Raw genomic sequence first — 14553 nt, 5'->3', positions numbered from 1 at the left:
GCACGCTGGCCGAGGGATGTCAGGAACGTGTCAGGACGGTGTCACACATCCGTCAGCCGTGGGCTGCGGCAGCCGGACGGTCGCGACGGTCCGGACCCCGGGCTCGCTCTCGAGGGTGACGGTGCCGCCGTGGGCCTCGATGATCTGGCGCACGATCGCCAACCCGAGCCCGCTGCCGCCCGTGACCCGGCTGCGCGACGGGTCGACCCGCCGGAACCGGTCGAAGACGTGCGGCAGCTCCGCAGCCGAGATGCCCTCGCCGGTGTCGACGACCTCGATCACGCCGGGTCCGGCGTGCAGGGTGACGGTCCCGCCGCGCGTCGTGTGACGTAGGGCGTTGGCGACGAGGTTGGCGATCGCCTGGCGCAGCCGCACCGGGTCGGCGTCGACGACCGCGGCGCGGCCGGCCGATACGGAAAGCGTCACACCCCCGGTCCCGGCGACACCGCCGAAGGACTGCGCGATCCGCTCGACGAGCTCCCCGAGGTCGACGGGCTCGAGGTCGAGGACCAGCCCGCCGGCGTCGCCGACGGCGAGGTCGCGCAGGTCGTCGACCAACCGCTGCAGGAGCAGGGTCTCGTCGTGGAGGCTGTCGAGCAGCTCCCGGTCGGTGTCGACGAGCCCGTCCTGCGCGGCCTCGAGCCAACCGCGGACGTTGGCCAGCGGGGTGCGCAGCTCGTGGGAGACGTCGCTGGTCAGCCGGGTGCGGGCCTCGTCGTCGGCGGCGCGGCGCTCGGCCATCAGGTTGAAGGCCGAGCCGACCTCGCCGACCTCGTCCTGTCGTCGGACGGGCACCCGGACCGACAGGTCGCCCTCGCCGGCCCGGTGCGCGGCCTCGGCCATCCGTCGCAGGGGACGCACGATGCTGCCGGCCAGGAGCGCGCAGAGCAGCAGTGTCACCAGCAGCACGCCCCCCGCGAGCAGGCCGATCCGCTCCTGGCTGGCAGGCGAGAGGTCCCACAACACCTCGGGCGGGGCCGGGTCGGCGTCGAGGTAGAGCAGCGCGGGCGGTGCGACGAAGGGCCCGAGCACGTCGCGCCCGGCCCGGTCGAGGCACTGCGAGACGGTGTCGTGGCCGCGGCGGTAGGGCACGATCGCGGAGAAATCGTCGCGGACCGAGAGCACGCGCGGCAGCCCGGCCGCCCGCAGGCACCGGTCGGTCCGCCGCTGGACGCGGGTGATCACGGTCGTCAGCCTCTCGGGCGAGGCAGCGACCCGGCCGTCGACCTGGCCGGTGGTCGCGACGGCGTAGACCCGGCACCTCTCGCCGCGGTCGCACGGAGCTGGCACGAGCTGCTCGGCCGGCGTCGAGACGACGTCGAGCGGGTCGCGGAGGACCGGATCGACGTCCAGGACGTCGAGCGTGGCACGGGCAGCAGCGGGTGCGCGCGACTCGGTGCCGCCGTCGGAGTCGAGCAGCACGGCACCGGTGAGATCGGTGATGGTGACGGGGCGGCCGAGCTCGTCGGCGAGATCGGCGACGAGGTCGGCGGCGCCGCCCCAGCCGCGATGGGTGGCGGCGTGCTCGACGAGGGCGTCGTAGGCGCGGGCGTCCTCCTCGAGCGAGGCGGCCTGGCTCTCGCGGACCGCGACGGAGGTCGCCCGCACGGTCGCCCAGGTGGTCGCGGCGACCGCGACCAGCACGATCACCGCGGCCAGCGCGAACAGCCGGACGAACAGGCTGCGCCGCCACGGCACGCGGTCCGACGGCGCGGTCATGAGGGGGCCGAGGGGTCCGCGGCGGCGTACCCCACGCCGTGGACGGTGCGGATCAGCGCGGGGTCGAGCTTCTTGCGGAGGTTGGCCACGTGGACGTCGACGGTGCGGGGCGTGACGTACGCCGCGTCGCCGTGGCCGTGCAGCCGGGTGAGCAGCTGCGCGCGCGAGAACACCCGGCCCGGCTCGGCGGCGAGAGCCTCGAGGAGCAGCAGCTCGCCGGGCGTGCAGGTGACGACCTCGCCGTGCCAGCGGACCTCGTGCGTGGCCGGTGACACCGTCAGCGGGCCGAGCGCCACCGCGGAGCGGCCGGCCTCCGCGGCGTCGATGCGCCGGCGGCGCAGCAGCGAGCGGATGCGGGCCATCAGCTCGCGGGGGCTGTAGGGCTTGGTCAGGTAGTCGTCGGCGCCGAGGTCGAGGCCGTGGAGCAGGTCGTCCTCGGTCGCTCGTGCGGTCAGCATCAGGATCGGGACCGACTCCGTCGCCTCGTCGGCGCGCAGGATGCGGCACACGTCGAGGCCGTCCATGCCGGGCATCATCACGTCGAGCACGAGCAGGTCGGGGACCCGGCGGCGGACGACGTCGACGGCCTCGCGCCCGTCACCGACCACCGTCACGTCATGGCCCTCGGCGACCGCGTAGCGCCGGACCAGCTCGGCCTGCTTGGGGTCGTCCTCGGCGACCAGGATCCGTGCCACGCGCCCGACCTTAAGGGGCGAGGGAGGTCAGCGAACGCTCCAGGCAGTCCACGAAGACGTCGACGTGCGTCTCGTCCCAGACCAGCGGTGGGCGCACCTTGAGCACGGCGCCGTCACGACCGGTCAGCCCGGCGAGCACACCCCGGAGGACCAGCGCCTGCAGCAGCCGCCGTGCGGTCGGACGGTCGACGACGTCGACGCCGACCACCAGGCCCGTGCCCCGCACCTCGCCGAGCAGGTCGGAGTCCGCGGCGAGCGCGCGCAACCGCTCGACCAGGTGGCCGCCCGTGATCACCGCCCGCTCCGGCAGGCCGCGGTCCTCGAGGACGTCCAGCACCGCGTTGCCTGCAGCGGCCGCGGCCGGGGTGGCGGCGAAGGTCGAGAAGTACTCGTAGCGGCCGGCGAAGTGGTCGACGAGCTCACGTCGGGTGACCACCGCGCCCATCGGGTAGCCCGCACCCATCGGCTTGCCGAGCGTGACGAGGTCGGGCACGACGCCGGACTGCCGGAAGCGCCAGAGCCCCGGACCCGTGCGGCCGTAGCCGACCTGCACCTCGTCGGCGAGGTAGAGGGCACCGGCTGCGTGGGCACCGGCGAGCAGGCCCTCGAAGTACGACGCCGGCGCGTCGTGGACGCCTTCGCTGGTGAAGCCCGAGTCGGCGAGGAGCAGTGCCGGCGGGTGTCCGGCACCGGCGAGCATGCGGGCCGCGGCCTGCACCTGCTCGCCGGTCGCCGCGGCCGACAGGTCGGCCGGGCGGATCGGTGCGCGGAAGGTCCCGACGGCCGACGGCCGGTGCCCCGGCGGCCACTCGTTGGAGCTGAGGTCGGCCATCCACTTCGTGCTGCCGTGATAGCTGTGCTCGACGACCAGCGCGCCGGTGCCCCCGTTGAGCTCCGTGGCCAGGCGCCAGGCCACCTCGTTGGCCTCGGTGCCCGACGTCGTGAACAGCACGGTGTCGAGCCCGTCGGGCATGGTGGCGGCGAGCCGCTCGGCGAGCTCGACGACCTCGGGGTGGAGGTAGCGGGAGTGGGTGTTGACGGTGCGGAGCTGGCGCGAGACCCGCTGGGCCACCGTCGGGTCGGCGTGGCCGACGACCGCGACGTTGTTGTAGGCGTCGAGGTAGCGACGCCCGGAGGCGTCGGTCAGCCACGCACCCTCGCCGCGGACGATCTCGAGCGGCTCGTCGTAGAACAACGGGGCGACCGGGCCACCCATCGCGGCGACCCGCCGCTCGCGGACCTCGGACCAGGGGGCCGACGACGTCCCGGCCAGCCGGTGGAGGCGGGCGGCGAGCTCGGTGGGCGAGAGCCGCGCCAGCTCGGTCGTCGTCCGTGTGTCGGCGTCGTCGTACTGGGTGATGTAGTCGGTGTTGTCCGGGTGGGCCGCGGCGCGCTCGCGCGAGATGATCGCGCTGAGCGCGAGGCGCGCCAGGACCAGCTCGCCGAGCACGTCGACCTCGTCGGGCGTCAGGGGCCGGGAGCGCTGGTAGCCGCGGAGCGTCGCACCCGCGAGCTCCCAGAGCGAGCAGACCTGGGTCTCGCTGGTGTTGCGCAGCACCGAGGCCAGCGTCACCGCGAGGTCGGCGACGTCGGCTGTGTGGTGCATGTCGCCGAAGTCGATGACGCCGGTGACGGTGCCGTCGGTGACGAGGAGGTTCGTCAGGGTGACGTCGGCGTGGTGGATGCCGCCGGGGAGCGCGGGGCACCGCGCGAGTGCCGGCGTGACGCGGTCGACGAGAGCACGCAGCGGATCGCCCCGGGGCAGGTCGGCGGCCACCTGCGGAAGACGGCGTACGTCCCAGTCGAGGTCGCGGTGACCGGCGGCCGGGTGGAAGAAGCCCCGCAGCGCCCGGGCGACGCGTGCCGCTGCCGCGCCGACCTGCTCGGCGAGGTCCTCGGTGACGACCATGCCCTCCAGCTGCTCGCCGGGCACGACCGTGATGAGGCGCGCCAGGCAGTCACGACCCTCGTCGTCGGCGATCTCGACGACCGGGCCGAGGCCCGTGCCGTCCGCGACCCGCGGGATCGGCAGCGACGGGTCGACGGCGGCGACGTGGCGCGTCGCGGCGACCTCCATCTCGACCAGCGCCCGGTCCTCGGCGGGGTTGGAGACCTTGAGCACGTGCCCGTCGACCAGCACGTTGAGGTCGCGCTCGCTGGCGAGCGCTCGCACCGCTCCGGCGGGCACGCCCCACCGCTCGGGCACCAGTCGGCGGACGCGCTCGGGCGCGAGCCGCGGCGCGGGCTCGTCCATCACCGCGTGCACCATCGAGGCCCGCGTCAGTCGGAGGAGGAGAGCCGGAAGCCGACGCCGCGGACGTTCTCGACCTGCTCGGAGGCGCCGACCGCGTCGAGCCGGCCGCGGATCCGGCCGATGGCGGCGGAGAGGACCATCGGCGAGCCCTCCCAGTCGGTGCCCCACACCTTGTCCATGAGGGTCTCGCGCATGACGACGCGTCCACGCTGGGCGATGAGCAGGGAGAGCACGTCGAACTCCCGGCCGCGGGTGGTGATCTCCTCGCCGTCGAAGGTGATGTGGTGGTCGACGACCTCGAGGACCGGCTTGTCGGCGAGTCCCTGCGCGCTGGCGTCGTAGGTGCGGTGCACCCGACGCAGCACCGATCGGACCCGCGACTGCAGCTCGGCGATCGAGCACGGCTTGACCAGGTAGTCGTCGGCGCCGGCGTCGAGCCCCGCGACGACGTCGAGCTCGTCGCTGCGGGCCGACATGATGACCAGCCCGCCGTTGTAGCCCAGCGTGCGCAGCACCTGGCAGACCTCGACGCCGTCCATGTCCGGCAGCGTCAGGTCGAGGATCAGCAGGTCGGGCGGGGAGTCCTCGATGGCCGTGATGGCCGCCTGACCCGTCGCGACCATCGACGCCTCGAACCCCCCGGCACGGAACAGGTGCGCCAACGAGGTCGCGAGGTCCTCGTCATCCTCCACCATCAGCACGTGCACCCCCTGAGCATAGGAGCCCGAGGAGCACGGTTTCTTTACCTTTCCGCCACAAGAGATACACCGTCCGGCACGAGACCGTGACCGTTCGTCCCTGGTCCGCCTCCCGACCGAGACCGGTCAGGCATCGCTCACCTCGAGCAGGACCTTGCCGACCGCGCCGTCCTCGACCGCGGCGTGTGCGGCGGCGGTCTCCTTGAGCGGGTAGCGGTGCAGCGGCAGGCCACGGTCCTCGCCGATCCCGAAGGCGCCGTCCTCGAGGGCGGCGGTGATGTCCTCGGCCGCCGCGCGGAGTGCCGCCTGGCCGACGGTGTAGAGCAGCACCCACTGGAAGCGCGCGTTGGTCGAGAAGGTCTCGCGCACACCGAGGGTGATCTCGTTGCCGCCGTTGTTGGCGTAGATCGCGATCGTGCCGCGGGGGTTGATGACCTGGAGGTCGAGCCCGAGGTTCTGCGCGGGCGCCACCTCGACGACGAGGTCGACGCCGTCGGGAGCCAGGTCGCGGATCGCGGTGGCAGTGTCGCCGTCGCGGTAGTTCACCGTGTGGTGGGCGCCGGCGGCGGTGGCGAGGGTCGCCTTCTCCGCGCTGCTCACCGTGCTGATGACCGTCGCGCCGGCCCAGCGGGCGAGCTGGACGGCCGCGTTGCCCACGGCACCCGCGCCGCCGGCGACCAGCACCGTGAGGCCCGCCATCGCTCCGGGGGCGAGCCGGTCCGGTCCGTCCTCCGACGTCGTGAGCGCGCGGTGGGCGGTCACGGCGGGGACGCCCAGCGCCGCGCCGACGTCGTACGACGCCGAGTCGGGCAGCCTCGTGAGGCGCTCGAGCGGGAGGACGACCTGCTCCTGCGCCGTTCCGCCGGGACGCTGGTGCTGCGCCAGCATGGTCCACACCCGGTCGCCGACCGCGAGGTCCACCACGTCGGGACCGACGGCGTCGACCGCCCCGGCGCCGTCCTGGCCCGGCACGATCTCGGGGAAGGCGAGCTCGCCCATCCCGCCGGCGCGGAACTTCCAGTCGGTCGGGTTGACCCCCGCGCGCACGATCCGCACCCGGACCTCACCCGGCCCCGGCTCGGGGACCTCGCGCTCGACCACCTCCAGCACGGAGGTGTCGCCGCTCTCGGTGTAGACCACTGCTCGCATCGGGATGCCCTTCTCGTCGCTGTCGTGGCGTGGGGTCACGTCCACCTGGCGACAACGCACGACACCGCCGGACTATGCCGCCGGTCTCGACCCGGCTCGAATTGGGTGCGTCGCCAGGACCGCTCCTAGACTTCGGGGAGCAGAGGGTTTCACGCGTCTTGGAGGTGGGTTCGGCGCGTCGTTCCGACGCACCCAAGGACCACCCGTGACCCCTCTCGCCTCCTACCGCCGACTTCTCCAGCTCGCCGGCCCGACCTACGTCGTCGTGGCGTTCGTCGGCCGGCTGCCGCTCGCGATGAGCCAGCTCGGCACCCTCCTCCTCGTCGCCACGTCGAGCGGCAGCTACGGCCTCGGCGGGCTGAGCGCCGGTGCCCTCGCCGTCGCCAACGCCGTCGGCGCCCCGATCGCCGGCACCCTCGCCGACCGGGTCGGCCAGCGCGGCGTCGTCCTGGCCCAGTCGCTGCTCGGCGCCGCCGGGCTGGCGCTGCTCGTCGCCGTGGTCCACGCCGACGCGGGCGACGCCGCGGTGGTCCTGACGGCCGCGCTCACCGGGCTGGCGCTGCCCCAGGTCGGGCCGCTGGCCCGGGTGCGCTGGCGCCCGCTGACCCGGTCGACCGGCACCCACCAGCGCCGACTCGTCGACGCGGCGTTCTCCTACGAGGGCGCGGCCGACGAGGCCTCCTTCGCGATCGGCCCGGCGCTGGTCGGGCTGTCGGTCGCCGCGTTCTCCCCCTCGGGTGCCCTGCTGCTCGCGGCCGGGCTGCTCGCGGTCTTCGGGTCGGCCTTCGCCCTCGACCCCTCGGCCCGGCTCGCCCACGACGGGCTCCGGCCCGCCCTGACCGGGCGGCTCGTGGGAGCCGCCTTCCTCGTGCTCGTCGTGGCCCAGGTGACGATCGGCTCGCTCTTCGGGGCGACGCAGACCGGGGCCACGGTGCTCGCGACCGAGATGGGACGCCCCGGCCTCGCCGGCTTCGTGCACGCCACGCTCGGTGTCGGCAGCGCGGTCGCCGGGCTCGCGACGGCGTACGTCCCCGAGCGCGTCCCGCACGAGCGCCGCGCCCTGGTGGCGGCGGGCGCGCTGTTCGTCCTCTCGCTGCCGCTGCTCCTGGTCGACAGCCTCCTCGGCACGGCCGCGACGGTGCTGGTGCTCGGGCTCGCCGTCGCGCCCTACATGATCGCGGTGTTCTCCCTCGCCGAGCGCGTGGTGCCGCCGGCTCGCGTCGGCGCGGCGATGACGATGCTGGCCAGCGCGACGGGCCTGGGCTACGCCCTCGGCTCGAGCGTCGCCGGGCGGCTCGCCGACAAGTCCGGCGCGACGGCTGCCTTCGCCGTCACCGTCACGGCCACCGCGGTGGCGGTGGTGCTGATGACCACGCAGCAGCGTCGCCTCCGCGCGGCCACCCGGGCGGCCGCGCCGCCCGCCGCCGACGCGACGGACGCGCTCAGCGCCCTCTAGGTGTGCTGATCGGGCTCAGCACTCCACGACGTTGAGGGCGAGCCCGCCGCGGGCGGTCTCCTTGTACTTGTCCTTCATGTCGCGACCGGTCTCGCGCATCGTCTTGATCGCCTTGTCGAGCGAGACGAAGTGGGAGCCGTCGCCGCGCACGGCCATCCGGGCGGCGGTGATCGCCTTGATGGACGCGACGGCGTTGCGCTCGATGCAGGGGATCTGCACGAGGCCCCCGACGGGGTCGCAGGTGAGGCCGAGGTTGTGCTCGATGCCGATCTCGGCGGCGTTCTCGACCTGCTCAGGGGTGCCGCCGAGCACCTCGGCGAGGGCGCCGGCAGCCATCGAGCACGCGGACCCGACCTCGCCCTGGCAGCCGACCTCGGCACCGGAGATGGAGGCGTTCTCCTTGAAGAGCAGCCCGATCGCGGCGGCGGTGAGCAGGAAGCGGACGATGCCGTCGTCGTCCGAGCCGCGGACGAAGTGGTGGTAGTAGAGCAGCACCGCCGGGACGATCCCGGCCGCGCCGTTCGTCGGCGCCGTCACGATCCGCCCGCCGGCGGCGTTCTCCTCGTTGACCGCGAGGGCGTAGAGCGTCACCCACTCCATCGCCTCGAGCGGGTCGGCGACGCCGGCCGCCGCCTCGGTCTCCAGCCGGGCCTGCAGCTCGGCGGCGCGTCGACGCACCCTGAGGCCGCCCGGGAGCACGCCGCGGGTCGTGCGTCCGCGCTGGACGCACTCCTGCATCACGCCCCAGATCGCGAGCAGCTCCCGCCGGATCTCGTCCTCGGAGCGACGCACGAGCTCGTTGGCGAGCATCACGTCGCTGATCCGCAGCCCGGTCTCGCAGGTGATCGCGAGCAGCTCGTCGGCCGTGGTGAACGGGTGCGGCACCGGCGTCTGGTCGGGGACGAGCACGGGGTTGCCGACGTCGTCCTCGTCGAGCACGAAGCCGCCTCCGACGGAGTAGTACTCCCGGCGCCGCAGCTCGGCGCCGGAGGCGTCGCTGGCCTGGAAGACCATGCCGTTGGTGTGGAACTCCAGCCGCTTGCGGCGGTGCATCACGACGTCCTCGTCGGCGTCGAAGGCGATCCGGTGCGTGCCCGCGAGCAGCAGCTCGCCGGTGTCGCGCACGTGCTGCACCATCGGGTCGGCGGCGACCGGGTCGACGAGGTGCGGCTGCTCGCCCGCGAGGCCGAGCACGACCGCCTTCACGCTGCCGTGCCCGTGCCCGGTCGCGCCGAGCGACCCGAACAGCTCCACGCGCACGTGCGCGACCTCGTCGAGCAGGCCGTCCGCGGCCAGGCCGGACGAGAAGAGGTACGCCGCCCTCATCGGCCCGACGGTGTGCGAGCTCGACGGGCCGATGCCGACCTTGAACAGGTCGAACACGCTGATGGTCATCGCGTTTCCCTCCGCCGCGGACACTGAGGTCGGCAGACCTCGATCATGAGGTCGCGGAGCACGCAGCACAAGGTTTTCGTCGCGTTCAGCGCAACGGGTTGCTCAGGACGCAACACCTCGGGCGTGGACATCTCGTCCGAAAGGTCCTCGTGCGAGCCGACGACCGGCAACTGCCACCCTTGGTCCATGACCGTCTCCGCGCAGGACGTCGAGGACGCCGCAGCCCGTCTCTCAGGCGTCGTCGGACGTACGCCGCTGCACCGCTCGCCGCGGCTCTCCGCCCTGACCGGCCTCGACGTGTGGCTCAAGCGCGAGGACCTGCAGGAGGTCCGCTCCTACAAGGCCCGCGGTGCCTACAACCTCATCAGCCGACTGTCCGCCGACGAGCGTGCCGCGGGCGTCACCTGCGCGAGCGCGGGCAACCATGCGCAGGGCGTCGCCTTCGCCTGCGCCCGCACCGGGGTCCACGCGAGGATCCACCTCCCCCGCACCACACCGCGCCAGAAGCGTGCGCGGATCGCGCTGCTGGGTGGCGACTTCGTCGACGTGGTCGTCGACGGCGACACCTACGACGACGCTGCCGCGCTCTCCCACGCGTACGCCGTCGAGACGGGCGCGACGCCCGTGCCGGCCTTCGACGACGACCGCACGGTCGCCGGCCAGGGCACGGTGGCCGCCGAGCTGCTCGACCAGCTGCCGCAGCCGCCGGACGCCGTCGTCGTGCCCGTCGGCGGCGGGGGTCTTCTCGCGGGCGTGCTCGCGCTCCTCGCCGAGCGGTCGCCGACCACCACCGTCATCGGCGCCGAGCCCGCCGGAGCCGCCTCGATGGCCGCGGCCCTCGACGCCGGCGGTCCTGTCGACCTGCCCACTCTCGACGGATTCATCGACGGCGCCGCGGTCCGACGCGTCGGCACCACGACCTACGACGCCGTCCTCCGGCACCGGCCCCGGATGACCACCGTCCCCGAGGGCCTGGCGTGCGTGGAGATGCTCGACCTCTACCAGTCCGACGGCATCATCGCCGAGCCCGCCGGCGCGCTCGCCCCGGCAGCGCTGCGGCTGCCGCTCGACCTCGCCGCCGGCTCGAGCGTCGTGTGCGTGCTCTCCGGGGGCAACAACGACGTCAGCCGCTACGCCGAGGTCGTCGAGCGCGCGCTCGTGCACGAGGGGCTCAAGCACTACTTCCTCGTCGACTTCCCCCAGGAGCCCGGCGCCCTGCGGCGCTTCCTCGACGAGGTCCTGGGGCCCGACGACGACATCACGCTCTTCGAGTACGTCAAGCGGTCCAACCGCGAGACCGGGCCCGCCCTGGTCGGGCTGGAGCTCCAGCGGCGCGAGGACTACGAGCCGCTGCTGCGCCGGATGGCCGACTCAGCCCTCCGCGTCGAGCTCGTCGAGCCCAGCAGCCCGCTGTTCCGCTTCGTGCAGTAGCCCGCTCCCACCGTGGCGGCTGAGCCCGCCCCGGCACCCGGCTCAGCGGCCGAGCCCGAACACCCGCAGCTGCAGCATCAGCGAGAAGCGCTGCTCCGCGTCGTCCAGGTCGACCTCGCCGACCTCCGCGACCCGGCGCAGCCGGTAGCGGAAGGTGTTGGGGTGCACGAACATCTGCTCGGCCGCGACGCCCACGTCGCCGAGCGCGTCGAGCCAGGCGCGCAGCGTGCCGACGAGCTGCGAGCCGTGCTGGTCGTCGTAGGCCAGCAGACGGGCCAGTCCGCCGCGGACCTGCTCGCCCCGCTGGACGGCCTGGTCACGCAGGTCGAGCACCATCGCCTGTCCCTGCAGCTCCTCGAGCCGGCCCACACGATGGCCCCCGCCCCCCTCGGCGAGCACCCGGAGCACCCGGTCCACGCCGATCCGGCTGCGGGTGATGCCCTGGAGGTCCGCGGCCAGCGGACCCACGGCGGCGAGGGGGTGCACGCGGTCGTCCACGCGAGCGACGAAGTCGGCGAGCAGGCGGGCGGCCCGGCCCTCGGCCTCGTCGAGCGGCTCGGCGGCGGCGAGCAGTCCGTAGGTCGTGTCGCCGATCGCCGCGACGGCCGAGACCGGCTGCACCGCGGCCAGGTGCATCGCGAACGCGTCCGTCAGCCGCTGTCGCTCCTGCGCGACGGATGCGTCGTCCGGTCCGACATCGGACTGCTCCTCGCCGGGCGGCAGCACCAGGCGCAGGCCCAGCACGGTCAGCGGTCGTCCGGCGAGCCCGAGACGCACCAGGGCGTCGTGGGCGTTGGTGCCCCCGGCGAGCGAGGTGCTGAGCAGGTCGGCGCGGATCCGTCGGGCGGCGTCGGAGCCCGCCCGGTGGCGCAGCATGTGGAGCGCGACCAGCTTGGCCGAGTCCTGCAGGACCTCCAGGCGCGCGGCGTCCGGCCGCTCGCTGACCGCCGCCCACACGGAGCCGAGCACCTCGTCCCCGGCGCGCACGGCGATCGCGACGCGCGGCATCGTGAACCGGCCCTCCTCCGACGGCAGCGGCTCGATGAAGACCGGGTCGTCGCTGCGGTTGAGGGCGCGGAACACCCCGCGCTCCTGCAGGATCCGGGCGTAGCGCTCGGGCACCTGACGGCCCAGGATCGTCTCCACGCGGGAGGGATCGGCCTCGTCCTGCCGACCCGAGAAGGCCAGCACGCGCGAGCTGCGGTCCTCGATGGTGATCGGCGCGCCCATGAGGGCGGCGACGGCGTTGGCGACGGCGAACAGGTCACCCGACGGCAGGCCACCGAGGGAGTCCGGCGACTGCTGGCCGGCCGGCAGGTCGCCGGGTGTCAGCATCGAGCGGATCATCTCGGTGAGCTGGGCCCAGGAGGCACCCCGTGACAGTCCCAGGACGCACGCTCCCGTGCGCCCGGCCAGCTCGGTGACGTCCGCGTCGTGCTGCACCGGCGCGCGCAGCACCACTCCGGCCACGTCGTGGTCGGCGACGTGCGCGAGCAGCTCGCGCACCTCGTGGGGGTCGGAGACCCCCACGCCGAGCACGAGGGCGCGGGGCGGCAGCGACGGCGGGTCCGCGGCGTCCCAGATCGCCACGCCACCGACCTCGCCGGACTCGTCCGCCTGCCCGAGCACGAGGTCGAGGAAGGTGACGCCGAGGTCGTCGAGCACCCGGCGGAGGCTGAGCCGGGGCCGCGGCTGGTCGAGGTCCACGGAGGTCACCGTAGGCAGGTGGGCGCGAGCACGCCAGCGCTCACCCGGCGAACCACTCGCTCCAGGTCGTCACGTCCTCGAGGCGGTCCGGGTCGGGGCTCACGCCCAGCCCCGGTCCGTCCGGGACGGCGAGGTGCCCGTCGTCGAGGACGAACGGCTCGGTGATGTCGGTGGCGAAGTAGCGGCCCGAGGCCGACGTGTCGCCCGGCAGGGTGAAGCCCGGCAGCGCAGCGAGGGCGACGTTGGCCGCCCGCCCCAGGCCGGTCTCGAGCATGCCGCCACACCACACCGGGACCCCGGCCGCCGCGCACACGTCGTGGATGCGTCGGGCCTCGAGGTAGCCCCCGACCCGACCGGGCTTGACGTTGACGATGCGACAGGCCTCCAGCCGGATGGCCGCAGCCGCGTCGCGCGCGGAGGTGATCGACTCGTCGAGGCAGACCGGGGTGCGGATCAGCCGCGCCAGGTCCACGTGGCCGAGCAGGTCCTCCTCGTCGAGGGGCTGCTCGATCAGCAGCAGGTCGAACGGGTCCAGCCTCGCCAGGTGCGGCGCGTCACCCAGGGTGTACGCCGTGTTGGCGTCGACCTGCAGCAGCACGTCGTCTCCGAATCGCTCGCGCACCGCGCGCACCGGCTCGACGTCCCAGCCGGGCTCGATCTTGAGCTTGATCCGCAGGTAGCCCTCGGCGAGGTAGCCGTCGACGGCGTCGAGGAGCTCGGGCACCGAGTCCATGATGCCGACGGAGACACCGCAGGGGACGCGCTCGTGCACGGCACCGAGCTCGCGGCCCCAGGAGCGTCCCTCTCCGCGCAGCTCGGCGTCCAGGACGCCCATCTCCAGCGCGGCCTTCGCCATCCGGTGCCCCTTCACGGGCTCGAGCCGGCGCGCGACCTCGTGCGCCCCCAGGGGCACGCCGTCGAGGATCCGCGGCAGCAGGTAGCGGCGCATCACGTCGACGGCGCCGTCGACGTACTCGCTGGAGTAGAGCGGGGCCGACATGGCCACGCACTCGCCCCACCCCTCGGCGTCCTCGCCGACCACGCGGACGAGCAGCACGTCGCGTGCGGTCTCGGTCCCGAAGGACGTGCGGAACGGCGCCACCAGCGGCATGGCGATGCGTCGGAGCTCGACGCCGGTGATCTTCATGAGGTCCTCCTGACCACGTAGCACCCGGTGCGGTCGAAGCCCTCGACCCGGCCGCCCGCCTGCAGCATCTCGCCGAGCACCTCGCGCACCGACTCCCGCCACGACCGGGCCGTCGCGGGGTCCGTCACGCGCAGGCGCTCGACGTCGGTCGGCACCCGGACCAGGGCGAGCGGCCCCTCCGCGTCGATCCTCTCCGGGCGCCCGGAACGGTCGGGCCGCAGCACCTCGACCGCCCCGGCGGCGCTCGACCAGGGCACGTCGGCGCCGCGCAGCCGGCCGGCGCACGCGGCGGCGACCTCGGGGTCGCGCAGCCGCCAGCGGACCAGCAGCCGGTCGGTGTCGTCGGTGCCGTTGAGGTCGTCCTGCATCGGGCCGTAGAAGTTCGCGAGGTACTCCGACGGCTGCGCGCCCAGCTTGACGAGGTTGAACCAGGCGTTGCGGGCCACGAGCGGGTCGAAGGTCCAGGCGATCTCCTCGACGCCGCGTCCGAGCGCCCAGGCACGCTGGTGCAGCTTGAGGGCGAAGCCGATGCTCCGTCCGGTCGCCTCGGGGACGACGCCGGCGATGTGGCTGTGCAGCGCGTCCTCCGACGGCGCGTGGAAGAACCCCACGCACGCACCGACGAGCCGGCCGTGCTCCACCGCCCCGCCGACGTAGTTGCCGGCCTTGGTGAGCGCCCGGAGCATCTCGAGCGACACCGGCGGGTTCGCGGACCTGCCCCACACGTCGGCGAACAGCTCGACCACCCGCGCCAGGTCGGCCAGGTCGGTGAGGCTGCGCACGCTCACCCCGGCACCGCGCGCGGCCGCGTCGCACACCTGGCTGGCCTGCTCCAGGTCGTCGATGCTGATGGGTGGCACCAGGCCGAGATCGCTCACGACGGACATGCTGGTCTCGCTCCT

Annotated in this window: 11 protein-coding genes; 2 read left to right on the top strand and 9 right to left on the bottom strand. The window is 74.0% G+C overall.

What is annotated here, in order from left to right; translation table 11 throughout:
* Window positions 1-30: 30 nt before the first annotated feature.
* From IEZ25_RS13655 to IEZ25_RS13635, 5 genes are all read right to left on the bottom strand, one after another.
* On the bottom strand, window positions 31-1719 hold the full coding sequence (locus IEZ25_RS13655) for a sensor histidine kinase (protein WP_191199985.1): 1689 nt from the start codon (window positions 1717-1719) through the stop codon (window positions 31-33).
* Window positions 1716-2414 carry a response regulator transcription factor gene (locus IEZ25_RS13650; RefSeq protein WP_318152224.1) on the bottom strand — a complete coding sequence of 233 codons (699 nt, stop codon included), beginning with the start codon at window positions 2412-2414 and terminating at the stop codon, window positions 1716-1718. The genes IEZ25_RS13655 and IEZ25_RS13650 overlap by 4 nt, the downstream gene beginning before the upstream one ends.
* A 10-nt stretch (window positions 2415-2424) precedes the next feature.
* Window positions 2425-4683 carry an aminotransferase class III-fold pyridoxal phosphate-dependent enzyme gene (locus tag IEZ25_RS13645; protein WP_191199984.1) on the bottom strand — a complete coding sequence of 753 codons (2259 nt, stop codon included), beginning with the start codon at window positions 4681-4683 and terminating at the stop codon, window positions 2425-2427.
* An 11-nt stretch (window positions 4684-4694) separates the two neighbouring features.
* On the bottom strand, window positions 4695-5375 hold the full coding sequence (locus tag IEZ25_RS13640; RefSeq protein WP_191199983.1) for a response regulator transcription factor: 681 nt from the start codon (window positions 5373-5375) through the stop codon (window positions 4695-4697).
* Between the two features lie 117 nt (window positions 5376-5492).
* Entirely contained in the window at window positions 5493-6554 is a 1062-nt protein-coding gene (locus tag IEZ25_RS13635; RefSeq protein WP_318152223.1) for an NADPH:quinone reductase, read from the bottom strand.
* A gap of 166 nt (window positions 6555-6720) precedes the next feature.
* Here IEZ25_RS13635 and IEZ25_RS13630 point away from each other — a divergent pair, with 166 nt between their 5' ends.
* Window positions 6721-7971: an MFS transporter gene (locus IEZ25_RS13630; protein ID WP_191199982.1), complete on the top strand. Its 1251-nt coding sequence runs from the start codon at window positions 6721-6723 to the stop codon at window positions 7969-7971.
* A 15-nt stretch (window positions 7972-7986) separates the two neighbouring features.
* Here IEZ25_RS13630 and IEZ25_RS13625 read toward each other — a convergent pair whose 3' ends face one another.
* Window positions 7987-9366: an L-serine ammonia-lyase gene (locus IEZ25_RS13625; RefSeq protein WP_191199981.1), complete on the bottom strand. Its 1380-nt coding sequence runs from the start codon at window positions 9364-9366 to the stop codon at window positions 7987-7989.
* 186 nt (window positions 9367-9552) lie between these two features.
* On the opposite strand from IEZ25_RS13625, the gene ilvA reads away from it, so the two are divergent.
* Window positions 9553-10797 carry a threonine ammonia-lyase IlvA gene (gene ilvA / locus IEZ25_RS13620; protein WP_191199980.1) on the top strand — a complete coding sequence of 415 codons (1245 nt, stop codon included), beginning with the start codon at window positions 9553-9555 and terminating at the stop codon, window positions 10795-10797.
* Between the two features lie 42 nt (window positions 10798-10839).
* Here the strand turns inward: ilvA and IEZ25_RS22300 are convergent, their stop codons facing one another.
* From IEZ25_RS22300 to IEZ25_RS13605, 3 genes are read right to left on the bottom strand one after another with little or no spacing between them, the layout of a single operon-like run.
* The gene (locus IEZ25_RS22300) at window positions 10840-12504 is read right to left on the bottom strand and encodes a PucR family transcriptional regulator (RefSeq protein ID WP_191199979.1); all 1665 of its coding nucleotides are present in this window, start codon (window positions 12502-12504) and stop codon (window positions 10840-10842) included.
* Between the two features lie 40 nt (window positions 12505-12544).
* Entirely contained in the window at window positions 12545-13651 is a 1107-nt protein-coding gene (gene menC, locus IEZ25_RS13610; RefSeq protein WP_191199978.1) for an o-succinylbenzoate synthase, read from the bottom strand.
* Window positions 13648-14529 (bottom strand): GNAT family N-acetyltransferase, encoded by an 882-nt coding sequence (locus tag IEZ25_RS13605; RefSeq protein WP_318152222.1) that lies wholly within the window; start codon window positions 14527-14529, stop codon window positions 13648-13650. Before IEZ25_RS13605 ends, menC begins: the two co-directional genes overlap by 4 nt.
* Between the last annotated feature and the right edge of the window lie 24 nt (window positions 14530-14553).

This window comes from Nocardioides hwasunensis, assembly GCF_014779665.1.
In the GTDB taxonomy this organism is placed as follows: Bacteria; Actinomycetota; Actinomycetes; order Propionibacteriales; family Nocardioidaceae; genus Nocardioides; species Nocardioides hwasunensis.
Note: the sequence above shows the minus strand (reverse complement) of the source record. Positions and strands in the feature narration are given on the sequence as shown.